At 63.2% G+C, this 22,916-nt stretch carries 22 protein-coding genes; 13 read left to right on the top strand and 9 right to left on the bottom strand.

The genetic code is table 11. The features are described from left to right. Positions 1–9: 9 nt before the first annotated feature. The 4 genes from KFK14_RS04500 (at position 10) to KFK14_RS04515 (ending at position 6,266) form a co-directional block, all read left to right on the top strand. A complete protein-coding gene (locus tag KFK14_RS04500; RefSeq protein WP_070153797.1) occupies positions 10–2,391 on the top strand; it encodes a TonB-dependent receptor in 2,382 nt (793 codons plus the stop codon). A 44-nt stretch (positions 2,392–2,435) separates the two neighbouring features. After that, on the top strand, positions 2,436–3,701 hold the full coding sequence (locus tag KFK14_RS04505; protein WP_212610021.1) for a spinster family MFS transporter: 1,266 nt from the start codon (positions 2,436–2,438) through the stop codon (positions 3,699–3,701). Between the two features lie 224 nt (positions 3,702–3,925). Then, on the top strand, positions 3,926–5,245 hold the full coding sequence (locus tag KFK14_RS04510; RefSeq protein WP_070153791.1) for an amidohydrolase family protein: 1,320 nt from the start codon (positions 3,926–3,928) through the stop codon (positions 5,243–5,245). Further along, positions 5,217–6,266 (top strand): NADPH:quinone oxidoreductase family protein, encoded by a 1,050-nt coding sequence (locus KFK14_RS04515; protein WP_212610022.1) that lies wholly within the window; start codon positions 5,217–5,219, stop codon positions 6,264–6,266. The genes KFK14_RS04510 and KFK14_RS04515 overlap by 29 nt, the downstream gene beginning before the upstream one ends. A gap of 24 nt (positions 6,267–6,290) precedes the next feature. Here KFK14_RS04515 and KFK14_RS04520 read toward each other — a convergent pair whose 3' ends face one another. Both KFK14_RS04520 and KFK14_RS04525 read right to left on the bottom strand, forming a co-directional pair. Next, positions 6,291–6,761: a VOC family protein gene (locus KFK14_RS04520; protein WP_212610023.1), complete on the bottom strand. Its 471-nt coding sequence runs from the start codon at positions 6,759–6,761 to the stop codon at positions 6,291–6,293. A 54-nt stretch (positions 6,762–6,815) separates the two neighbouring features. Then, positions 6,816–8,048, bottom strand: a complete 1,233-nt coding sequence (locus KFK14_RS04525) for a cytochrome P450 (protein ID WP_070153781.1) — start codon at positions 8,046–8,048, stop codon at positions 6,816–6,818. A gap of 204 nt (positions 8,049–8,252) precedes the next feature. On the opposite strand from KFK14_RS04525, the gene KFK14_RS04530 reads away from it, so the two are divergent. The 3 genes from KFK14_RS04530 to KFK14_RS04540 all read left to right on the top strand — a co-directional run bounded on the left by KFK14_RS04530 (position 8,253) and on the right by KFK14_RS04540 (position 10,409). Beyond that, positions 8,253–8,732 (top strand): MarR family winged helix-turn-helix transcriptional regulator, encoded by a 480-nt coding sequence (locus KFK14_RS04530; RefSeq protein WP_171905774.1) that lies wholly within the window; start codon positions 8,253–8,255, stop codon positions 8,730–8,732. A gap of 118 nt (positions 8,733–8,850) precedes the next feature. Then, the gene (locus tag KFK14_RS04535; RefSeq protein ID WP_212610024.1) at positions 8,851–9,600 is read left to right on the top strand and encodes an SDR family oxidoreductase; all 750 of its coding nucleotides are present in this window, start codon (positions 8,851–8,853) and stop codon (positions 9,598–9,600) included. Positions 9,601–9,632: 32 nt separating this feature from the next. After that, a complete protein-coding gene (locus KFK14_RS04540; protein WP_212610025.1) occupies positions 9,633–10,409 on the top strand; it encodes an enoyl-CoA hydratase-related protein in 777 nt (258 codons plus the stop codon). Positions 10,410–10,461: 52 nt separating this feature from the next. On the opposite strand, the gene KFK14_RS04545 is transcribed toward KFK14_RS04540, so the two are convergent. Both KFK14_RS04545 and KFK14_RS04550 read right to left on the bottom strand, forming a co-directional pair. Beyond that, a complete protein-coding gene (locus KFK14_RS04545; RefSeq protein ID WP_212610026.1) occupies positions 10,462–10,860 on the bottom strand; it encodes a nuclear transport factor 2 family protein in 399 nt (132 codons plus the stop codon). Between the two features lie 23 nt (positions 10,861–10,883). After that, complete coding sequence (locus KFK14_RS04550; RefSeq protein WP_246524880.1) at positions 10,884–11,081, bottom strand: ferredoxin; 198 nt, start codon at positions 11,079–11,081, stop codon at positions 10,884–10,886. Positions 11,082–11,227: 146 nt separating this feature from the next. Here KFK14_RS04550 and KFK14_RS04555 point away from each other — a divergent pair, with 146 nt between their 5' ends. The 6 genes from KFK14_RS04555 (at position 11,228) to KFK14_RS04580 (ending at position 18,065) form a co-directional block, all read left to right on the top strand. Continuing rightward, a complete protein-coding gene (locus tag KFK14_RS04555) occupies positions 11,228–11,980 on the top strand; it encodes an SDR family oxidoreductase (protein ID WP_212610027.1) in 753 nt (250 codons plus the stop codon). A gap of 131 nt (positions 11,981–12,111) precedes the next feature. Beyond that, positions 12,112–14,277 carry a CoA transferase gene (locus KFK14_RS04560; protein WP_246525018.1) on the top strand — a complete coding sequence of 722 codons (2,166 nt, stop codon included), beginning with the start codon at positions 12,112–12,114 and terminating at the stop codon, positions 14,275–14,277. A 67-nt stretch (positions 14,278–14,344) separates the two neighbouring features. After that, positions 14,345–15,703 carry an acyl-CoA dehydrogenase family protein gene (locus KFK14_RS04565; protein WP_212610029.1) on the top strand — a complete coding sequence of 453 codons (1,359 nt, stop codon included), beginning with the start codon at positions 14,345–14,347 and terminating at the stop codon, positions 15,701–15,703. After that, the gene (locus tag KFK14_RS04570; RefSeq protein WP_212610030.1) at positions 15,693–16,772 is read left to right on the top strand and encodes a phosphotransferase family protein; all 1,080 of its coding nucleotides are present in this window, start codon (positions 15,693–15,695) and stop codon (positions 16,770–16,772) included. The genes KFK14_RS04565 and KFK14_RS04570 overlap by 11 nt, the downstream gene beginning before the upstream one ends. 26 nt (positions 16,773–16,798) lie before the next feature. Further along, the gene (locus KFK14_RS04575) at positions 16,799–17,572 is read left to right on the top strand and encodes an SDR family NAD(P)-dependent oxidoreductase (RefSeq protein ID WP_212610031.1); all 774 of its coding nucleotides are present in this window, start codon (positions 16,799–16,801) and stop codon (positions 17,570–17,572) included. A 22-nt stretch (positions 17,573–17,594) separates the two neighbouring features. Continuing rightward, entirely contained in the window at positions 17,595–18,065 is a 471-nt protein-coding gene (locus KFK14_RS04580) for a nuclear transport factor 2 family protein (RefSeq protein WP_212610032.1), read from the top strand. A gap of 41 nt (positions 18,066–18,106) precedes the next feature. Here KFK14_RS04580 and KFK14_RS04585 read toward each other — a convergent pair whose 3' ends face one another. From KFK14_RS04585 to KFK14_RS04605, 5 genes are read right to left on the bottom strand one after another with little or no spacing between them, the layout of a single operon-like run. After that, the gene (locus KFK14_RS04585; RefSeq protein ID WP_212610033.1) at positions 18,107–19,339 is read right to left on the bottom strand and encodes a cytochrome P450; all 1,233 of its coding nucleotides are present in this window, start codon (positions 19,337–19,339) and stop codon (positions 18,107–18,109) included. A 26-nt stretch (positions 19,340–19,365) separates the two neighbouring features. Next, a complete protein-coding gene (locus KFK14_RS04590; RefSeq protein WP_070153748.1) occupies positions 19,366–19,761 on the bottom strand; it encodes a nuclear transport factor 2 family protein in 396 nt (131 codons plus the stop codon). A 17-nt stretch (positions 19,762–19,778) separates the two neighbouring features. Next, the gene (locus KFK14_RS04595) at positions 19,779–20,531 is read right to left on the bottom strand and encodes an SDR family oxidoreductase (protein WP_070153745.1); all 753 of its coding nucleotides are present in this window, start codon (positions 20,529–20,531) and stop codon (positions 19,779–19,781) included. Between the two features lie 11 nt (positions 20,532–20,542). Next, positions 20,543–21,289 carry an SDR family NAD(P)-dependent oxidoreductase gene (locus tag KFK14_RS04600; protein ID WP_212610034.1) on the bottom strand — a complete coding sequence of 249 codons (747 nt, stop codon included), beginning with the start codon at positions 21,287–21,289 and terminating at the stop codon, positions 20,543–20,545. After that, entirely contained in the window at positions 21,286–22,620 is a 1,335-nt protein-coding gene (locus tag KFK14_RS04605) for a sugar MFS transporter (protein ID WP_212610035.1), read from the bottom strand. Before KFK14_RS04605 ends, KFK14_RS04600 begins: the two co-directional genes overlap by 4 nt. Positions 22,621–22,916 lie beyond the last annotated feature (296 nt).

Below are 22,916 nucleotides of genomic sequence, written 5' to 3' on the forward strand. Positions count from 1 at the left end.
AGAGAGTGAATGAAGGCAAATCGTTGGATGGCCTGCGCGGCCGCATGGACAGTGGCTGCGGCGATGGCCCCGGCGGCTCTGGCCCAAACCCAGGCCGAGGCGCAGGCAGGGGCGCAAGTTCAGCCGCAGGCCGATGACGGCGCCGCCAATGGCGACATCATCGTTACCGCGCAAAAGCGTGTGCAGACGCTTACCGAGGTTCCGGTTTCCGTGTCGGTGCTTTCGCCCGTCACGATGGAGCGGCAGGCAATCGTGGAGAGCCGCCAGCTTGTCCAGATTTCTCCATCCCTGACCTTCTCCGAAGGCAGCGCGGATCGCGGCGCCAGCTTCAACATGCGCGGCATTTCCTCGACGGCGCAGGAGGGCGGCATTCAGCCGAGCCTGGCGCTGGTGATCGACGGCGTGCCCATTGCACGGCAGGGCGAGTTCCTGTCCAACTTCATGGATATTGAGCAGATCGAGGTTCTCGCAGGACCGCAGGGCACGCTGTTCGGCAAGAATGCGACCGCGGGCGTTATCAATATCCGCACCCGCAATCCGAGCCGCGATCTGGAGGTGACCGGGCAGGCCGACTATACCACCGATGACGAGATCGTCCTGCGCGGCACAGTCAACCTGCCGCTGAGCGATGCGGTCCGCCTGCGGCTCAACGGCCTGTATGACGACCAGTCGCCCATCATTCGCAATGTCGGCATCGGCGGTGAAGTCGGCGGGAGCAAGACCTACGCCTTTTCCGGCAAGCTGGCGGTGGACCTGTCGCCCGATCTCGACCTGCTGATCGCGGGCGATTACCGCCATCGTGAGAATACCTATGGCGTCGCCATGATCCTGGTGCCCAATTCCGGGGCGCTTGGCGATTTGCAGCGGGTGACGATGGGCGTGCCGATCGGCCGGGGTGTCGACGTCACCAATGTCGACGGCAACAGTCTGACGGAATCGGAGGGCTGGAGCGTCGCGGGAACGGTCAACTGGCGCTTCGCTGACAAGTGGACCGCCACGTCGATTACCGCCTATCGCGAATATAGCTTCGATAATTCGACTGATATCGATGCGGGGCCGACCGGCTGGCTAAAGGGACGGGGCTTTGCGCCGAACCCCAATAATTACCCCATCTCCTACATCGACCGGGGCTTTCCGCGCCAGCCGTCCGACTCGCATTACTTCTCCCAGGAACTGCGCTTCGCCTATTCCGGCGACAGTTTCGACGTGGTGGCGGGCGGTTTCTACCAGCGCTACCGGGAGGAGCTGGCCGGTTCCAGCCCCTTCATCCGCAACGGCTTCTATATCGACGGCGCGGCGCTGACGGCGGATTACCGCAATGACAGCAAGGCCCTGTTCGCCGATGCGACCTGGGAATTTATCGACAGCTTCAAGCTGTTCGGCGGCCTGCGCTACACATGGGAAAGTGTTGGCGGCACCTATGTCCGCACGCCCTACAACAACCCGGTTGCCGCATTCGATCCGGTAACGGGCGTCAACAACGCCGCGCCCGTCGCGCGCTTCGCCTATGATCAGGATCGCAGCGACAAGAATCTGTCCGGCCGCGCGGGCATCCAATATGTGCCGACCCGCGACCAGAATTATTATGTCTCGTTCAATCGCGGCTTCAAGGGCGCCGCGCTCGACCTGTCGTCGGGCTGGACCCCCGCCGCCCGCGTCTTTGCCGCGCCGGAAATCGCCACCGCGTTTGAGGTCGGCACGCGCCAGACCATATTGGACAATAAGCTCTACTTCAGCCTGGCGCTCTACGCGCAGAAGGTGAAGGATGTGCAGCAGGCGACCACCGTGCCGGACTCCACGACCCTGGCCACGCAGTTGCAGAATGCCGGCGACATCAAGTCGCGCGGCGTGGAGATGCAGTTCAACTGGCGGGCGACGCGCGGCCTGACCCTGGCGGGCGGCATTGCCTATACCGATGCCGAATATCGCGGTGGTCTGGTCACCTGTAATGTGTCCCAGCGCGCCGGGCTGCAGGGCGGCTGCACCCTTGACCTCAACAATGACGGAATCGCCGAAACTCAGTCGCTTACCGGCCATCCGGCAAAGGAGACGCCGAAGGTCTCGCTGAACATGTCCGCCGATTATGAGCATCGCATCGACAATGGCGGCCGCCTGTTCACCCATGTCGGGGCAAGCTGGATCGACAAGATCCAGTATCAGCTCCTCAACGATCCGCTGACGCTGGAGCCGAGCCACTGGCTGGTTGATGCGTCGATCGGTTACGAAAGCCCGGATCGCAAATGGCGGGTCATGCTGTTCGGCAAAAACCTGACGAACGAGTTTTATTACGGTAATCTGGGCCAGACCGATGGATTCATTGCACGGTCCTGGGCGCGCGTATCCCGCGATTCCAAGCGCTATGGGGGGATTTCTGTGAAGGTCGCGATGTAGTGGCAAGCCAGGCGCGGGCCAGCGAAACTCCTCCGGCGGGTCCTGTGCCGGACGCGCATCGCTGGTACGCGCTGGCGCTGCTGGCCACCGCCTATGTCTGCCATTCGATAGATCGTCAGGTCATCGCCGTCGTCATCGAACCCATTAAGCGGGAATTTCAGGTCAGCGACAGCGGCATGGGGGTGTTGGGCGGTCTTGCCTACACCACCGCGTTCGCGCTGGCCTGCCTGCCGATGGGTTGGCTGATCGACCGGGTGCGGCGGCGGACCCTGTTCAGCATCATCCTCACCATATGGAGCGGGCTGACCGTCCTGTGCGGTTTCGCCGGCCATTATATGACCCTGCTGCTGATGCGGATGGGGGTCGGCGCGGCGGAGGCGGGCGCGCAGCCCCTATGCCTGTCCCTGATTTCGGACAGCTTCCCGGTCCGCGAAAGAAGCACCGCGATCGGCCTTTTCTACCTCAGCGCCGCGGTCGGCGTGGCGTCGAGCTTCCTGATCGGGGGCGTGGTCGCCGCCCATTTCGGCTGGCGGGCGGCGTTCTTCGTCGCGGGCCTGCCGGGCATTGCGGTCGCCTTGCTGATCATTCTGACCCTGCGGGAACCGCCGCGCGGCCGGTTCGACGAGCAGGCGCATCATGGCGCATCCACCGTGCGGGAGGTTCTGCGGCATGTGCGCCATACGCCCGCGCTGATCCATCTGGGCATCGCGATGGCGCTGACCTCGCTGACGGTCACGGCGCTTTGGGTCTGGGCGACGTCGCTGCTGATCCGCGTGCACGGGCTTCCGCTTGGCCAGGCCGGCGTCGTCGTTGCGGCGGGCGCGGCATGTTCGGCCATCGGCTCGGTCCTGTGCGGCCGGATCGCTGACCGGCTGGTGACGCGATCGCGCCGCCGGTTGGCGCTGGTGCCGCTGGTGACGAGTTTGCTTTGCGTGCCCTTCGGCATCGGTTTCGCCTATGCCCCGACGCTGCCGGTTGCGCTGGCCTGCCTGTTCTGCACCGGCGTCGCGATGGGCGGATATCTGGCGCCCGGTTACAGCATGGCGATGGGCCTGGTCAGTCCGGGCATGCGCGGGATCGTCGCGGCTGCGGTGCAACTGGTTATCAACCTGCTGGGGTCGGGACTTGGCCCGGTGGTCGTCGGCCTGTTCAGCGACGCGATAGGGGGCGAATATTCGCTCCGGCCCGCGCTTGCACTGACGATGCTGTTCAACATCTGGGCGGCGTTCCATTTCTGGCAGGCGTTCCGGCATGGCCCCACAGAGGGTGACGCGGAGTCGGGTGCGAGAGGAGCCACGGTGTCGCATTGACCGAGCATTGCTATTTTGCATGCAAAATTTCCAATATTAGATGAAAAATGCACCTAAATTTGGGATATTGAAAAAAATACCGCTCCAGATTTCACGTAATTGTATGCGAATCCTGTTGCCATCCAGGGCAAGTTGGGGCAATTATGGTCGCAGAAAACGGGCGGCGCCCGGAATGTGAATGCGGCTGCGCAGCACCGCGCGCAAGCCTTGCAAGGAGAGATGGCATGAAGCTTGAAGACATGATTCTGGTGAGCGTCGATGATCATATCGTTGAGCCTGCAGACATGTTCGACCAGCATGTGACGGCTGCGCAGAAGTCGCTGGTGCCGCATGTCGTGCATACCGATGGCGCGGACCACTGGGTCTATGAGGGGCGCAAGCTCCCCAATCCCGGCCTGAACGCTGTCGCTGGCCGTGTGCCGGAAGAATTTGGCTGCGAGCCCGCCTGCTACGAGCATATGCGCCTTGGCGCCTATAATGTGCATGCGCGCGTTCAGGACATGAACGCCAACGGCCTGCTCGGTTCGTTGAACTTTCCGACCTTCCCCGGATTTTCGGGCGACCTGTTCCTGAGCGCCAAGGACAAGAATGGCGCGCTGGTCGCTGTGCAGGCCTATAATGATTGGCATATCGACGAATGGTGCGGCGCCTATCCCGGCCGTTTCATCCCCACCGCGATCACGCCGATGTGGGATGTCAACCTGATCGTCGAGGAGATCAAGCGCGTCTCCAAGAAGGGATGCCATTCGATCAGCTTCACCGACAATCCGTCGAAGAAGGGGTTGCCGGGCCTGCACACCGATTATTGGGAGCCGATGTGGAAGGTCTGCGCCGATCTGGACGTGGTGATCTGCAACCATATCGGCACCGGCAATGTGCCGCAGCATCCGTCGATGGAATCGCCGATTGACGCCTGGATCATCGGCATGCCGATCTCGGTGTCCCTGAGCGCCGCCGACTGGATTCACCTGAAGGCGTTGCAGCGCTATCCCAATCTGAAGATCGCGCTTTCGGAAGGCGGCATCGGCTGGATTCCCTATCTGCTGGAGCGCGCCGACTTCACGCATCAACAGCATGGCGCGTGGACGCATGCCGATTTCGGCGGCAAGAAGCCGAGCGAAATCTTCCGCGAGCATTTCATCACCTGTTTCATCGACGACAAGTTCGGCATCGCGAACCGGCATGAGATCGGGATCGAGACGATCACCTATGAATGCGACTATCCGCATTCGGACTCGCTGTGGCCGAAGTCTGCGGAATGGCTGATCGAAAGCTTCGCAGGCATTCCCGATGACGAGATCGACCTGATGACTCACAAGAATGCGATGAAGGCGTTCCACTACGATCCCTTCGCCATTCTGGGCCGCGAGAATTGCACGGTCGGCGCGCTGCGCGAGCAGGCCCGCGACGTGGACATCAGCCTGAAGGCCTATGGCGCGCATGGCGGCGCAAGCCCGCTGGAGCAGGGCGTGAAGCGCGTCGTCACCTCCGGCGATGTGGTGAAGATGTTCCCGCATGCGATCGAGGAAAAAGAACCCGCCTGAGCTTCTCTCCGGCCCGGTCGCAGTGCAGAGCGAGCGGACCATGCGTGCGGTGGTGGTGCGGTCTTTCGCGCCCCTCCGCATGGCATTGGAGGAGGCATCCGTCCCGGATCCGGGTGCGACAGAGATTCGCATCCGGGTCCGGGCGTGTGGCGTCAGCTTCGTCGATGCGCTGACCGCGCGCGGCGAATATCAGGTGACGCCTGACCTGCCCTATGTGCCGGGCAGCGAATGCGCCGGGATCATCGACGCCATCGGTCCGGACGTTACCGGTTTCCGGGTTGGCGATGCGGTATGCGCGCTCGCCTGGGGCGGTCCCTTCGCCGAATATCTGTGCGTCGATCAGGATGCAGTCGCGCTGCTTCCGCCCGGCGTGGCGTGGGCTGAGGCGGCGGTGCTGCGCGTCGCCTATACGACGGCCTGGCATGCCCTGAAGGATCGCGGCGCGCTGGCGGCGGGGGAGCGCCTTCTGGTGCTTGGCGCCGCGGGATCGGTGGGGCAGGCGGCCATCGAGCTGGGAAAAATCCTTGGCGCTACCGTGATCGCGGCTGTGCGTGGCGAGGCCAAGCGGGCCGCTGCCCTGGCGGCAGGTGCCGACACAGTGATCGACATTTCCGGGTGCGGGCTGCGCGAGGCATGGGAACAGGCCGGACTGTCGCCCGTGGATGTGGTTCTGGACCCCGTGGGCGGTGATGTCAGCGATGCGGCCTTCCGCCTGCTCGGCTGGGGCGGACGGCATCTGGTGGTGGGATTTGCGGGCGGGGCGATCCCGGCGATCAAGGCGAATATCGCGCTGCTGAAAGGGGCATCGCTGGTGGGGGTGAATGTCGGGCGCTTCAATAAAATTGCGCCAGTGCAGGCGGCCGCCAATCTGGCGAAGATAATGAGCCTGTATGCCGCCGGGGAGATAAGGCCCAGGGTCGGGGCCTGCTTCACGATGGAGGCGTATCAGGAGGCGCTCGACCTGGCCTCCGGCGGAAAGGCGATTGGCCGGATCGCGCTGATGATGGACGCCAAGGACTGACCGCCCGGCGTCAGTCCAGAACCGTCAATTGCGCGGCACTTCGCTGAAAAAGCGCATCCCGTCCGGCATCGCATAGACATATTCGTGATAATGGCCGTCGACACTGCGGCTGTCCGTATAGATGATCTCAAACTGGCCGGGCACGGAAATGGTCGATGCGACCGGGGTGGCCGTCCGCGCTATGGCTTGCTCCACTTCGCGCCACTGGTCCGCATCCTCGATCAGGTGCCCGATATGGTGGAAGCGCAGGCCATCGGGCTGGTCAGGCAAGGTCCCGGCGTAGAGCGGCGAAGGCTCCCCCTGCGGATCGAGTATCTCGACCATCCGGTCGCCGGCCCAGGCCAGCCCAACCCGCAACGCATAGGGGCCGTTCGCCGTGTCAAAGACCATGAAGTTGCGCACCCCGAAGGCGGCCGCATAGCGCGCGATCGCGCCATCCAGGTCGCGCGTGACATAGGCTGTCTGGAATGCGCGGCCATAGAGCGGACCCGCCACGGCGTTTCTCCTTCCCACCCGCTCCTTATGGGAGCCTTTATGCTGGCGGCGGCCTCAATCCCAGGCGAGGTGCATTTCGTCGATGCCGAACACCGCGCCGCCATTTGTGCGCACCTCTGTCCCTTCCTTGATGCGGAAAGGCGGGATGCGGTCGAGTATCTCATTATAGGCGACGACAAATTCGCGGCGGGCAAGGTGCGACCCGATGCACCGGTGCGGACCATAGGAAAAGGCCACATGCCGGTTGGCTGCCCGGTCGAGATCGAAATCGTTGGGGTTGGAAAACTCCGCCGGATCGCGGCTGGCGTTGAATGTCGGGACGGACACCCAGTCGCCTGCCTTCAGCAGCACGCCGCCAATCTCCGTATCCTGCGTCACCCGGCGGTGTGAGATCACGATGGAATAGAGGCGGAGAAATTCCTCAACCGCTGCGGGGATCAGGCTGCGGTCGGCGCGCAGCTTCGCCTGCAGTTCGGGATGGGTGGCAAGATAATGGAAATGGAAGCCCAGCGAGGAAGCCACGGTGTCGAGACCGCCGATAAAGAGCAGGAAGCAGATGCCGATGATTTCATCCTCGGTCAGCTTGCGCCCGTCGATTTCGGCCTGAACGGAGAAACTGATGAGATCAGTGCCGGGATTTTCGCGGCGCTGCTGAATTGCGCCGCGCAGATAATCGACGATGGAGCGGATGGATTTTACCCGCGTTTCGGCGCTGAAGCTTTTGAGCAGGCCCGCCTCCCACTCCAGGAACATCGGCATCTCCTCCAGCGGGAGGCCGAGCAGTTGCAGGAATACGGAGACCGGGAAAGGTTGAGCGAAGGTGGATACGAATTCGCATTCCTTCCCGCCCTCAATCTTCGCGATCAGACGGGATGCGGCCTCCCGCACGCCCGCGTCCATCTTCGCCACTTCCTTGGGGGAGAATAGCGGATTGAGCAGGCCGCGCAGCGGCGCATGGTGTGGCGGATCGAGTTCCAGCGGGACAAGATCCCAATTTTCGCCGATCAGCGAGGAAAAGCCGACCTGGCCGCGGCTGGAAAATATCTCCGGCGATTGCAGGACGTAGCGGATGTCCTCCGCCTTGGTGACGATCCAGCAGCCCGGCAGAAGATAATGGGTCGGCGAATAGAAAATGCGCGGCGCATTTTCATGCTGCCAGCGCACCGCCTCAAACGGGTCCGTCTTGAAAAGAGGGTCGCTGTGAAAATCGAACGGGATGACCAGTTCGGCCGGAACATGTGCAGGCGCGCTGTTCCCGTCATTCATCGCCAAAACAGGGTCACCCATCAAACGCTCCTCTAAACTCGCTCTCATATTGCATGCAAATGTCGAAGTCTCGCCCGGAAATCCGACTGTCGACGACCTCGCAATCTTATGTCATTGGGATTATGCATGCAATAGATAGGTGAAAGGCCGGTTGCGATATGTCGCGCCAGTCCCATTGCGGGATCGATATTGACAATAATGCGTCATTTTGACAGCCGTCTACATATGCCTGACACAGCCCCTGACCCCGCCAATGATTCCGCTGTCGATGATTTCGCCGGTCTGATCGACGAGATTTACCGGCTCAATGGCCGGCTGGTCGCCGCAAACAAGATGACGACTCGCGTGGCTGGCCTGCGCCCCACCCACTGGATCGTCTTTACCGCTATCGCCCGCGCGGTAGAGCCGCCCACCGTGCCGCGCATCGGCCGCGCGCTGGGCCAGTCCCGTCAGGGGATTCAGCGCGTTGCGGACGATCTGGTCGGCAATGCGCTGGTCGAATGGATCGACAATCCGGACCATAAGCGCGCCAAGCGGCTGATCCTGACCGGGGAGGGGCGGAAGGTGTTCGAAATGGCCGATGAGGAGGGCGCGATCTGGATGAGGCGGGTCAGCGCGGGCCTTGACGCCGGAGCGATCCGCGAGGCGCGGCAATTGCTGCAGTCCCTGCGCCGCAATCTGGAGCAGGACGCCCGATCGCAATAGCCGCCAAGGGCTTGTTCGCGCTTTTTCTGTTGCAACCGGCATGACTTTGCTATTTTGCATGCAATGTTGACGAGGCGCGCCGGAGCGCGCCCGTCCGATAGCGAGAAAAAGGTGAGGCATGGAATCTCTGAACGGACGCATCGCGGTTGTCACCGGGGCCTCCAAGGGCCTTGGCCGCAGCATTGCGGTCAAGCTGGCGCAGGCGGGCGCGAAGGTGGCGCTGGTTGCGCGGTCGCGCGAGGCGCTGGAGGCTTTGGCCGCTGAAATCGGCAATGGCGCGCGCGCCTTTCCCTGCGACCTGAGATCGCCCGACAGCATCCGCGCCGTATTCGCCGAGATCGCCGCGCATTATGGCCGCATCGATACATTGGTGAACAATGCCGTGATGTGCCTGCTCAACCCGATCGACGATGTGTCGGATGAGGATGTGCGGTGCGAGGTGGAAACCAATTTCATGGCGCCGATCTTCTGCATCAGGGCCGTGGTCCCGTTCATGCGGGCGCAGGGCGGCGGCGAAATCATGAACATAACCTCGGATTCGGTGGGGACTCCCTTCCCGATGCTGACGATCTACGCCGCGACCAAGGGGGCGTTGGAAACGCTCTCGCTTGGCCTGCGGACGGAACTGAAGCCGGATAATATCCGCGTCATCACCTTCCGCTCCGGCTATATGGAGGAAACCTCCTCACAGGCGCTGTGGAGCGAGGAGCGCCGCGCGCAATTCTACAAGGTGCTGCAGACAACCGGCCTTGGCCATTATGCCGGCGAGGGCGTGCCCTCCGACATGCAGGCGGATGCGGTCGTCGCAGTGCTCGCATTGCCGCACCGCGCGAATGTCGAGCATATCACCGTGCGCAGCACGCAATAATTCAGACCATATATTGATGCCGGGGAAAGACGATGCCTGAATTCTACGAGATGGAACGGCGGGGCAGGGTGACGATTTTCACGATCGCACGCCCCCAGGCGATGAATGCTTTGCATGCAAAGGCCAATTTCGAACTCGCCGCCGGTTTCGATGCATTCGCTGAAGATCCTGACCAGTGGATCGCAATTATCACCGGCCAGGGGGAAAAGGCGTTCTGCGCGGGCAACGACCTGAAACAGGAATTGGCGGAAGGGGAACCGATCGTTCCGCACACCGGCTTCGGCGGCCTGACCAACCGTTTCGACCTGACCAAGCCGGTCATCGCGGCGGTCAATGGCCTGGCGCTTGGCGGCGGATTTGAACTGGCGCTGGCGTGCGACCTGATTGTCGCTGCGGAAAATGCCTCGTTCGGTCTGCCGGAGGTACGGGTGGGCCTGGCCGCGATGGGCGGCGGCCTGCTGCACCTGCCGCGGCATATCGGGCCGAAGCGCGCGATGGAGCTGGTGCTGACGGCCAAGCGCATTTCGGCGCAGGAGGCTCTCTCGCTTGGCCTGGTGAATCGGGTGACGCCCGCCGGTGGCGCATTGGAGGGGGCATTGGCGCTGGCCGATGAAATCGCGAAGGCGGCGCCCCTGTCGACTCGCGCATCAAAGGCGGTGATGAAGCGCGCGCTGGAGCAGGATATTTCCTCCGCGATGCTGAGCCATCTCGACTATCCCGAAATCATCGCGATGCGGACGTCGCAGGATGCTCTGGAGGGGCCGCGCGCCTTTGCGGAGAAGCGGGAGCCGCGCTGGGCGGGCGTTTGATCCCAGGAAATAAGGGAGGCTTCGCATTGAAGCCTCCCACGTTACTTGAGCGCTATCCGGCGATGAACGCCAGCAGATGCGCGGAGTCCAGATATTCGCGCAGGGCGACGATCTGCCCGTCCCGGATCACGAACAGGCTGTGATAGCGGTTGTTATAGAGCATGCCGCTGCCATTCACGCAGTCGGACACTGTTTCCACCGCGACCCGTTCACCCTCGGCGGTCATGCCCGTCACCTTGACGCTGAAGGGACCAGCCATGGCCGGGGCCATGACCTCGGCGAAGAAACGGCTGAGTCCGTCCCGGTCATACAGGCCGCCATGCGGCGCGGGCGCGATCAGCTCGAATGCGACGTCCGGGGCAAGGCGGGCAAAGGCGGCGTCGGCGCGCCCGGCATCGACATCGGCAAAGAATGCCGTGACGAGCGCCTTGTTTTCCGCTTCCTGTGACACCTGCCTGTCCTCCGCAACCGCGCTCATTCTTCGACCAGCGTGATCGCCCGTTCCGGGCAGGCGCGCGCGCCCCGCTGCGCCAGAGCTTCCTGACCCTCCGGCACGGAATCGCCATCGGCGATGCAATAGCCATTGTCATCCAGGCGATATATGTCCCCTGCAATGGCGGCGCAGCGCGCATGACCGGAACATAGGCTTGTGTCGACTTTGATTTTCAGCACGTAATCCTCCCTCGCGATTCTGCGAATGCTCTAACTTGCATGCATTTCTAAAAAAATATCCGGGATTTCTCAACCGGAAATGATCTGGACGGGCATGATTGCATGTAATATAGCGATTTCCATAATGTCTGAACCAGGAGGGACGAGTGGATTTTTCCAATAAGGTAGCAATCGTGACCGGAGCCGGCGGTGGCATCGGCGAAGCCTATGCGAAATCGATAGCCGCGCTGGGCGCTGCCGTCGCCATCGCCGATATCAACGAAGCGGGCGCGCAGCGCGTGGCGGGTGAAATCAAGGCGTCGGGCGGCAAGGCTTTCTCGGTCAAGGTCGACGTGTCGAAAGAGGAATCCTGCAAGGCGATGGCCGATGCAGTGGTCGCGGAATTTGGCGGCATCGATTTCCTGGTGAACAATGCGGCCATTTATGGCGGCATGGAAATGCATTCGCTGATGGATGTGCCCTATGCCTATTGGCAGAAATTCATGTCGGTCAACATGGACGGCTGCCTGCTGGTGACCAGGGCGGTTGCGCCGCATATGGAAAAGCGCGGCGGCGGCTCCATCGTCAACCAGTCGTCCAGCGCCGCCTGGCTGCCGCGCGCGGGCTATTATGGCATCGCCAAGCTGGCCCTGAACGGCATCACGCAGAATCTGGCGATGGAGCTTGGCCCCAAGAAGATCCGGGTCAACGGCATCGCGCCGGGACCGACCGATACCGAAGCGACGCGGACATCGACGAGCGAGGGGCTGGTGGACAGCATCGTCGCTTCGCTGGCGCTGGCGCGCATGGGCGAAGTCAAGGACATGGCCGACGCCTGCAATTTCCTGCTGTCCGATGAAGCAAGCTGGATCACGGGGCAGATTCTCTGCGTCGATGGCGGCTTCATCATGCGCCCCTAAGGTCGTTGGCCTGAAGTCATTGGCCTGAAGCTATTGGGGCGCGGCATGGTGCTGCGCCCTGTCCGGGGTAGGCGGCGCCGGTAGAATGCGCCGCCCCCCTTTCGCATAGGAGAAAGGCGGCGGGCGTGACCATGCTCTCCGACGTCCGGGTGGTCGAACTGGCGGGCGGCACGGCGGCCATGATCGCCGCGCTGCTGCTGGGTGAGGCCGGGGCGGACGTCACCCGTGTCGAAGCGGTGCCGTGCACCGCCGACGCCGAACCCCTGCTGGCGCTGCGCAATCGCGGGAAGCATATCCTTGCCGCCGATCCGGCCACGCCGGGGGGGCGCGAGAAGATATCCAGCCTTCTGGCGCAGGCCGACATCCTGATCCATGATTATACGCCGGAGCAGGCCCGCGCGATCGGGATCGATGCCGCCACATTGGAGGCGCGCTTTCCGCGACTGATCGCGGTGGCGATCGGCGCTTATCCCGCGCCGCATGCGAAGGCGGAAATGGCCGTTCGCGATTTTCTCGCCCTGGGCGACGCCGGGGTCTTGTATGAACAGGCCCCGATTGGCCGGGATGGTCCCATCTATCTGCGCTTCCCGCTTGGGAGCTGGGCCGCGGCCTATCTGGCCGCTGTCGGCGCATCGGCGCGCCTGCTGGCGCGGGACCGGGGCGCTGGCGCGCATGCCATTTCGACAAGTCTGGTGCAGGGCGCGCTGACGTCGCTGGCCATGTATTGGTATCGCGCGGAAACGCCGTCGCAATCGCTGATCGATGGTTTGCCCAAGACCAGCGAGGCGTCGCTGTTCGAATGTGGCGATGGCCGGTGGATTCACATCCTGACCAATGCCGACCATGTGCCGCTGATGAAGGCGGCGCTGGATGCGCTGCCCGAAGCGGAGCGGCAGCCGGTGCCGCCGACAACCACGATCCGGCGGCTGTTCCCGTTGCTGCCCGCGAACCGCAAGGCGTTCCTGACTCGCCCCGCGCAGGCGTGGCTCGACGCTTTCTGGGCGGCGGACATTGCGGCGCAGCCGGTGCTGCCAATGGGTGCGCTCTACAGCGATCCGCAATTGCTGGAGCAGGGGATGATCGTTGAGAGGGATGATCCCGTTCTTGGGATGACAAGGCAACCGGCGGCCCCCTTCATCGTGCGGACTTCGGCCGTGGCGGAACCGCAACCCGTGCCTCCCCCGCGTGGAGCGGCCGGCAACCGGCCGCTGGAAGGCGTGAAGATCATCGATCTCGGCAATTTCCTGGCCGGTCCCTTCGCCATGTTGCTGGCGGCGGACCTTGGCGCGGATGTCATAAAGGTGGAGGCGACGACCGGCGACCAGATGCGCTGGATCGACTGGGGCTTCAACGCCTGTCAGCGGGGCAAGCGCGCGCTGGCCCTGCAATTGAAGGACCCGCGCGCAAAGCCTGTCATGGAGCGGCTCATCGCCTGGGCGGACGTCGCACACCACAATCTGCGCATGCCCGCCGCGACCAAGCTTGGCCTGTCCTATGATGCGTTGCGGGCGATCAACCCGGCGCTCATCTATTGCCACGTCAATTCCTACGGCGCGACGGGGCCGCGCAAGGACTGGCCGGGCTATGACCAGCTATTCCAGGCCATGTCGGGATGGGAAGTCGAAAGCGGCGGCGCGGGCAATCGCCCCAGTTGGCTGCGGTTCGGCATGATGGATCATCTCTGCGCCATGTCGTCCCTGCAGGCGACGCTCAACGCCCTGCGGAATCGCGACAGGACCGGGGAGGGAGCCTTTGTCAGCGCATCCCTGCTGGGCGCGGCCGCCTTCACCGCGGAGACAATCGCGCTCGCGGATGGCGGCCTTACCCCCTTCGCCCGGCTGAACGGTGCGCAGACCGGCATATCGGAACGGGATCGGCTCTACGCCTGCGCCGATGGCTGGGTTGCGGTCATGGCCGAGGATGACGCGGCATGGGAGAGGATGATCGCCGCGCTCGATGGTCAGGCTCTGGAGACGGCGCTGAGCCGCCTTTCCGCCCCGGAGGCCATCGCCTTCCTGCACCACAATGGCTGCCTGGCGGACATCGTGCGGGAGCGGGGCGCGGCCGGTTTCTTCGACGATCCGGCGAATCGCGCATGCGGGCTTGTCGCCGCCTATGAGCATCCTCGCTTCGGTCTGCTGGAGCAGGCCGGGTCCTTCTGGCATTTCGGGGATCAACCCAGCGTGATGGATCGCGCGCCGCCCGTGCTGGGCCAGCATTCGGACGAGATTCTGGCGATGCTCGACTTTTCACCCTCTGAAATCGGCACTCTGCGCGATGCGGGCGTAGTTGCCTGATTTATTCCATATTGACGTATTGTTGTCATTTTGACAAATAAGCTCCATAACTTTCGGGAGTGGCGTCATGTGGTCCTTTGAAACGGAACCGGAGTATCAGCAGAAGCTGGACTGGGTGCGCGCGTTCGTGCGTGAGAAGATCGAGCCGATCGATTGCCTGTTTCATCAGGACCAGACCTATGTGGTCGACAATCAGAGCCTGCGGGCGATCATGAAGCCGCTGATGGCGGAGGTGCGCGAACAGGGGCTGTGGGCATGCCATTTGCCCAAGGCGCTTGGCGGCAGCGGCTATGGACAGGTGCCGCTGGCCCTGTTGAATGAGATATTGGGCCGGTCCTGGTTCGCGCCCACCATCTTCGGCACCGCCGCGCCCGACACCGGCAATTCCGAGATACTGGCGCATTTCGGCACGGAGGCACAGAAGCAGGAGTATCTGCAGCCCCTGCTCGATGGCGATATCGTGTCCTGCTACGCCATGACGGAGCCGCAGGGCGGCGGTGATCCCAAGCAGTTCACCACCCGCGCGGTCCGCCAGCCGGACGGAAGCTGGCGGCTCTCCGGCCGCAAATGGTACGCGTCCAATGCGCGCTGGGCGAAATTCCTGATCGTATTCGCAATCACCGATCCCGATGTGCCGGTCTATCAGGGCGCATCTTTGTTCGTGATCCCGGCGGAACGCGCCGGGGTACGCATCCTGCGCAATGTTGGCACGACGTTCGACCTGCCCGGCACCGGCAGCGAGGGCTATATCGAATTTGACGGCGTTCCGCTGACCGATGCCGATCTGCTGGGCAAGGAGGGCGAGGCGTTTCGCATAGCCCAATTCCGGCTGGGCGGCGGCCGCGTGCATCACGCCATGCGCAGCGTCGCGCAGGCGGGCAAGGCGTTCGACATGATGTGCGAGCGGGCGCTCAGCCGCTTCACCCAGGGAAGCCAGCTCTCCGAAAAGCAGATGGTGCAGGAGATGATCGCCGACGCCTGGATGGAGATCGAGCAGTTTCGGCTGTTCGTGCTGCGCACCGCGTGGAAGATCGACAAATATAACGACTATAAAAGGGTGAAGGAGGATATCTCCGCCGCCAAGACGCTGGCCTCGCGCGTTGTCGTCAACACCGTGATGAAGGCGATGAAGATCCACGGCGCGCTCGGCATTTCCAACGAGATGCCGTTCGGGGACATGCTGTTCCGCGGCTTCGTGATGGGCACCGCCGATGGGCCGGACGCCGTGCACAAGGTGGTGATCGCCAAGCAGATATTGCGGCAATATCAGCCGTCCAACGACCTGTTCCCGACCGAGCATCTGGTGAAGGGCGTGGGCGCGGCGATGGACCGCTATGCCGCCGAACTCGCGCTGCCGGGCGACAAGAGTCCGTGGATCGACTATGTGAAGCAACTCCGCGCGGAAGGGCACGCCAATGCCCTTTGATCCGGCAGTAGAAGAATTGCTCCGGTCCGACCGGCTGGTGCCCTGGCTGGACAGCAACGCCCCCGCGCTGGGGAGCGGGCCGTTGCAGGCGCGCTTCCTGCATGGCGGCACAAGCAACACCATCATCGCGCTGGAACGGAACGGCCGCCGCGCGGTGCTGCGCCGCCCGCCGCTCAATCCGCCGCCCAACAGCGAGAAGGCGATGATGCGGGAGGCGCAGGCGCTCAAGGCGCTTGGCGGGACGGGCGTGCCGCATCCCGAACTGTTCGGGTTCAGCGAGGACCCGTCGATAATCGGCGCGCCATTCTACATCATGGAGCATGTGGATGGCTGGGCGGCCGAACTGGGGGAGGGGGACTGTCTCTATCCGCCGCCCTTTGACCGGGCGGATCAAAAGCGCCCTCTGGCCTTTGCCCTGATCGACGCGCTGGTCGCGTTGCAGGCGGTGGATTATCGCGCGGCGGGGCTGGGCGATTTCGGACATCCCGACGGGTTCCTGGACCGGCAGGTTTCCCGCTGGCGGAAACAGTTTGAGGGGTATGAGGCGCGCTATCCCGGTTACAGGCGGCGGGACATTCCGGGGTTCGACACGGTCGCCGCCTGGCTGGGGCAGGACATCCCCGCAATGGGCGCGCCGGGCATAGTGCATGGCGATTTTGGTCCGCCCAATGTGCTTTTCGCCAATGATCCACCGGTGCGCGTCGCCGCCCTTATCGACTGGGAACTGGCGACCATCGGCGATCCGATGATGGACGTCGCGTTGCTGGCCATCAATTTGCGGGACGATGCCCGGCCGGATGTCATCCCGCGCGCGGCCTATTTCGATTCCACCCATTATCCGACCCGTGGCGAGGTGATCGATTATTATGGGCGCAAGAGCGGCCGGGACGTATCGCGCGCGGACTATTATCTGACGCTGGCGCAGTTCCGGCTTGCGTGCATCCTGGAATATAAGGTGGCGGCGTCCATGACCGGCGCTCTGCCCAAGGCGGCCGGCGACCGGTTTGCGCCCATGGTCGTGAACCTGATCGCGGACGCCCATGACCGTATCGCGCGATCTGAAAAATAGGCCGTCTGGCTGACAGGAGAGATAGGATGGGAAGTCTGACGGGCAAGCGGATCATCGTGACCGGCGGCGCCAGCGGGATGGGCGCGGCCATGGTTCGCGGATTTGCGGAGGAGGGCGCAAAGGTCGCCGCCTTCCACCGCAATGAAACCGGAGAGCGGGTGTTGCAGGCGCTGAGCGCCGAGGCCGCGCCGCTGGTGCAATTCTTCCGGTGCGACGTGTCGCAAAAGGCGGAGGTTGACCGGGCCTTTGCCGAGGCCGCCGCCTGGCTGGGCGGACTCGACGTGATGGTGAATGCGGCGGGTATCGCCCCCGGCGCGCCATCCCATGAAATCACGGTTCAGGATTGGGACGATGTGTTCGCCATCAATGCGCGCGGCACCTTCCTCAGCAATCAGGCGGCCTTCCCCCTGCTGCGCGATGCGGGTGGGGCGATCATCAATTTCGCGTCGGCGGCGGGCGTCAACGGTCAGGCGCGCAAGGCGCATTATTCCGCATCCAAGGGCGCGGTGCTGGCCTGGACCCGCAGCATCGCGATGGAGTGGGGCGAATATGGCATCACCGTCAACGCCATTGCGCCCGGCATCTGGACGCCGATGTATGAAAAGACGCGCGCCAACATGACGCCCGAACGGCTGGCGCAGCATGATGCAGAAATGGCGCGGATCATCCCCTTGGGCGGCAAGCTGGGCGACCCGGATCGCGATTTCCTGCCCTATATGATTTTCCTGGCGGGGGATGGCGCGCGCTTCATCACCGGGCAGACGATCAAGATCGACGGCGGGCTGATGATGCTGTCCTGAAGCCCTTGTGGAGGCGGCTTCCATGGCGGATCGGGACGATGTGCTGGCGCGGCTGGGCAGGTTGGAGGATGAACGCGCCGTCCTGAGAACGCTGCACCGCTACTGCCATGCGATTGATTATGGAGTTGAGAGCGAATGGGTTGATTGCTTCACTTCGGAAGGTGTTTTCGACACGCGATATGCGGCCGGGCAGGGGATGGAAAGCGCCCGGTATAGCGGGCGTGGCGAACTTGCGGCCTTCATTGCGCAGCACCCGCGCGCGCCGAAAACGAAGCACAAGCATGTGATCGCCGTTCCGCTGATCGACCTGTCCGGCGATCGGGCCGATGCAAGCAGCTATTTCGAACTGCTGCTGGCGGATGATGCGGACAGGCGGATATTCGCTTTCGGGCGCTATCTCGACCGGCTGGAGCGGTGCGCGGACGGCATCTGGCGATTCAGCCTGCGCATCGCGGAGATTGAAAGTGCGGGGACGGACTTCCCCGGCCGGTAGGCAGGCGGCATCGTCCAGCGCCGCCTGCCCTCTAAGTCGGCTCAGTCCCAACGCAGATGCAGTTCCTCGACGCCGAACACCGCGCCGCCATTGGTGCGATAGGGCGCGTCCATGTCCTTGCGGAACTGCGGCACCCGGTCGAACCAGGCGTTCATCGCGACAACGAATTCGCGCCGTGCGAGATGCGATCCGATGCAACGATGCATGCCGTAGGAAAAGGCGACATGGCGGTTCGCATTGCGGTTGAGGTCGAACGTGTCGGGATCGGCAAATTCGCTCGCGTCGCGACTGCCGTTGCCGGTCGGCACGCTGACCCAGTCGCCTGCTTTCATCAGCACGCCGCCAATCTCGGTATCCTGCGCAACGCGGCGATGGCTGATGATGACGGAATAGAGGCGCAGAAACTCCTCGATGGCGTTGGGGATCAGGCTGCGGTCGGCGCGCAGCTTCGCCTGCAAGTCCTGATCGGTCGCCAGATGGTTGAAATGGAAACCGAGCGAGGAAGCGACAGTATCCAGACCCGCGATGAACAGCAGGAAGCAGATGCCGATAATCTCGTCATCGGTCATCTTGCGGCCATCGACTTCCGCATGGGTCGCATAGCTGATCAGGTCCGTGCCCCGATTGGCGCGCCGTTCCTTGATGGCGTTGCGCAGATAGCCGACGATGTTGCGCGCGGACTCCTTGCGCTTGTCCAGGCTGAAGCTTTTGAGCAGGCCATGTTCCCAGGAAAGGAACATCGGCATCTCCTCGACCGGCAGACCCAAGAGCTGAAGGAACACGGATACGGGGAAGGGCTGGGCAAACCCCTCGATGAATTCGCAGCCTGTCTTGCCATCCAGATTGTTCAGCAGCGAGGATGCGGCGTCCAGCACGCCCGCCTCCATCTTCGCGACTTCCTTGGGCGAAAAGAGCGGGTTGAGGATCGCCCGGTATGCGCCATGCTCCGGGGGATCGAGTTCGACCGGGATCAGGTCCCAGCTCTCCCCGATCAGCGCCGCGAAGCTGAGCTGTCCCCGGCTGGAGAACAGGTCCGCCCGCTGCTGCACATGGCGGATATCGTCTACCTTGGTGATCACCCAGCACCCCGGCATCATATAATGCGTCGGCGAATAGAAGATGCGGGGCGCCTCCGTCTGTTGCCAGCGGATCGCGCCGAACGGATCGGTCTTGAACTTCGGGTCGCTGTAGAAATCGAAGGGGATGACGAGATCCGGCGGCACATGCGCTGGGACGTCGCCGGGAATTTCCATGGCAAGTGCGGTATCGGTCATTGCGGTTTCCTTGCAGTTCCGCCGCGTCAGTTCAGGATGACGTCGACATAATGATGGGTGTCGAGATACTCGACGCAGCGCCACAGCTTCCCGTCCTTGACGGTGAACAGGAAGTGATAGGGCATGGCGTAAACCTTGCCGTCCTCGCGTTCGCCACGGCTTTCAAACTCGACGGCAACCTTGTCGCCTTCGGCCACCATGCCCTTGACGGTGATGGTCATGCCGTCCTTCAGCCGGGCAAGGATGGTGCGCTCGGTCAGCGCGGCCAGCTCATCCTTGGTGTAGGTTCCCGCGAGAGGCGAATGGCCCGGCACGGTCCACAGCGCATCCTCGGCCAGCTTGTCCCAGGCGTCGGCGGTTCTGCCGTCCGACACATCCTGAAAATAGGCGCGGAGCAATGCCTTGTTGTCTTCTGCACTCATGATCTCTCCTCTCTCCTTCACGCGCGCATGATGAAGCCGCCATCGACGGCCAATATCTGGCCGCTGATCCAGCTCGACTGATCGGAGAGCAAAAAGACGCAGGCGTCCGCCATATCCTCCACCCTGCCGATGCGCTTCACCGCGCCGCCTTGTATGATCCCTTCTATCATGTCCGGATCGACCGTCGCCAGCATCGCGGGCGTACCCACCGGGCCGGGAGCGATGGCGTTGACGCGGATGTTGCGCGGTCCCAGCTCCATCGCCAGATTCGTGGTCAGGCCGTTCATGGCGAGTTTGAACACGCCATAATATCCGCCATTCTTGACCCATGCGGCGGTCGACGTCTGATTGACGATGGCGCCGCCGCCGCGCCGCTCGATCAGCGGGGCTATGGCCCGCGTCATGATCAGCGCACCGTTCATGTTCACGGACTGAACCTTCAGATAATAGTCCAGGTCGACATCCATCAGCGGGATATATTCGATCTTGCCGAAGATGGACGCGTTGTTGACGAGGAAGTCGGCCCCACCCAGATGCGCCTCGACCGCCTGCGCCAATGCCGTCGCATCGGAGGGGGAGGATACATCGCAATGATAGAAGATCGCGTTGCCGCCCGCGGCGTTGATCGCCTTCGCGACGCGCTCTCCGCCTTCCTCGTCAATGTCCGCGATGGCGACCGCCGCGCCCTCGCTGGCAAGGCGCATGGCGTAACCTTCGCCGATGCCGCCGCCTGCACCCGTTACCACCGCGACCTTATTTTTGAACTGCATCTCTCCCCCCTTCACACGCGCTTGCCATAGCCGCCGCCCACGAGCAGCGTTTCGCCCGTGATGAATGCGCCTTCGTCCGAACAGAGCATCAGGGCGGGGCCGACAATATCGGCCGTCCGCCCCTGCCGTTTGATCAGTTGCCGTTCATTGATGAACATGTCCGTGACCTCTCGCGGCAGCTCCGCCATCACGGTTTCCGAATCGATCAGGCCCGGCGCGATGCTGACGACGCGAATGCCGTCCTCCGCCAGATCCTGCGCCAGCGAGAGGGTGAGGCCGCGCACCGCCGTCTTGGTCACGCCATATCCGGTGTCGACCTCATAGCCTGCGACCGATGTGATGTTCAGAATCACGCCGCCGCCGCGCTTGCGCATTTCCTCCGCGACGAGGGTGGAGCAATTCACCACGCCCATGATGTTGGTGTCCAGGATCGTGCGCCACTGGTCTTCCGACAGGCGGGTGGGCGGCTTGTTGAACTCCACCTGATGCCGGGCGGCGTTGTTCACCAATATGTCGGTGCCGCCAAACGCCCTGGCGGTTTCCGCCAGCGCCGCGCCGATCGATGCGCGATCCCGGACGTCGCACCGGACAGCCAATGCCGATTCGCCCAGGCTGGCGGCGGTCTCCTGCGCCTTGGCCAGATCGATGTCGGCGATGACGACGCGCGCGCCCTCCGCCGCAAAGCCGGTTGCCAGCGCGGCGCCTATGCCGCGCGCGCCGCCAGTGATGAAGGCGGTTTTCCCGTCCAGTCTTTTCATGTTGTCTCCATGTGCAAGGCGCCGACGCCCTCTCTTTGCGCGGGTCGCCCCGCCGGTGATGTCTGACGCGAAAACCAGGCGAAGCCGGCGATGCCCGCATAGCAAAGGGCGGGGATCAGCAGCGCGAAGGACAGGCTGGTCATGTCGGCGAGGTAGCCCGCAGCCAGGGGAACGACCGCGCCGCCTGTGATCGCCAGGCAGATCACGCCGGAGCCTTCGTTGGTGCGGGTGCCCAGCCCCTCCGTCGCCAGCGCGAATATGGTCGGGTACATGATGGAATGGCACAGGCCGAGCGCCATCAGCGTGACCGCCGCAAGCATCCCGCCATTGGTTCCCGACAGGAAGATCAGGGCCATTCCGCCACTGGCGGCAACGAACAATGCCTGTCCCGCCCGGACATGGCGGAGGATGCCCGCCCCCACGAAGCGGCCCACCATCTCCCCCGCCCAATACAGCGCCACGCATTTGCCCGCGGTCTGGTGATCCAGCGCCAGCACGCCCGGTTGCATCAGATAATTGACCATGATGCTGCCGACGGTCACCTGCGCGCCGACATAGCAGAACATCGCCAGCATCCCGCCCGCGAAGCGCCGGCCGCGCAGCAGGTCGAGCGACCGGAGCGGATTGACGGACATGGGCCGCACCGCACCCAGCAGGTTCCGGTTCAGCCAGATCGGGATGGCGATCACCCCCAGCAGCAGGGCGATGGAGATATAGGTTTTCGCAACCACGGCGGATTCGCTGGAGCGGAACGCGGCCAGGGCGCTGGCGCTCATGCCGCCGGTATCGGCCTCGCTCATCGAACCCAATATGACGACCGCTCCGATATAGGGCGCGATCGTCATGCCCAGCGAGTTGAAGCCCTGACCGAAGGACAGGCGGCTATGCGCGGTTTCCGGCGGTCCGCACCGGATCATCAGGGGCGCTGCGGCGATGATGAAAAGGACCTGTCCCGCAGACAGGATCAGCAGCGCCGCCAGAAACATGGGATAGCTCGCCGCCCATGCCGCCGGGACGAACATCAGGCAGCCGGCTGCCACCGTAAGTCCCCCGGCCAGCAGCATCCGCATCGCGCCGATGCGGGATATGAGCGCAATCGCCGGGAGCGCCACGATCAGATTGCCGATGAAAAAGCAGAATTGGATCAGCATCGCCTCGCCATAGCCGAGGTCGAAAAGGCTCTTGAGCTTGGGGATCAGCACGTCGTTCATGCTGATGACCATGCCGAAGGTGAAGAACAGGGACGTGATGAGCCAACGCGTGCGCGACGCCGCCGGTTCGGGCACGGGCGATCCGCCATCGTCGTCAATGGCTGAAGCCAGAAAGGCCATAGTCTCTCCAAATCGGCATCTAGCGACCGACCGGATTAAATTGCATGCAAAAATGCGCGAGTCTAGCTAAAACTCGGCATGAAACTGCATTCATTACAGCAATATGCATGGAATCCACGGATTGGCGAGGCGCTTTTCCCGATTTCGGTCAAATTCCGGGACGATGGCCCGTCAATAGGCGGACGCGGGCCGGAACGCAGGCGGCATTAGCCCCGAATTTTGCACACAATTTTGGGATTCCATGCATTTCTATCAATAACTTCACCATTTCCAACCAAGTCGGCTTGCTAACAATG

The organism is Sphingobium phenoxybenzoativorans (assembly GCF_018286635.1).
Taxonomy (GTDB): Bacteria; Pseudomonadota; Alphaproteobacteria; order Sphingomonadales; family Sphingomonadaceae; genus Sphingobium; species Sphingobium phenoxybenzoativorans.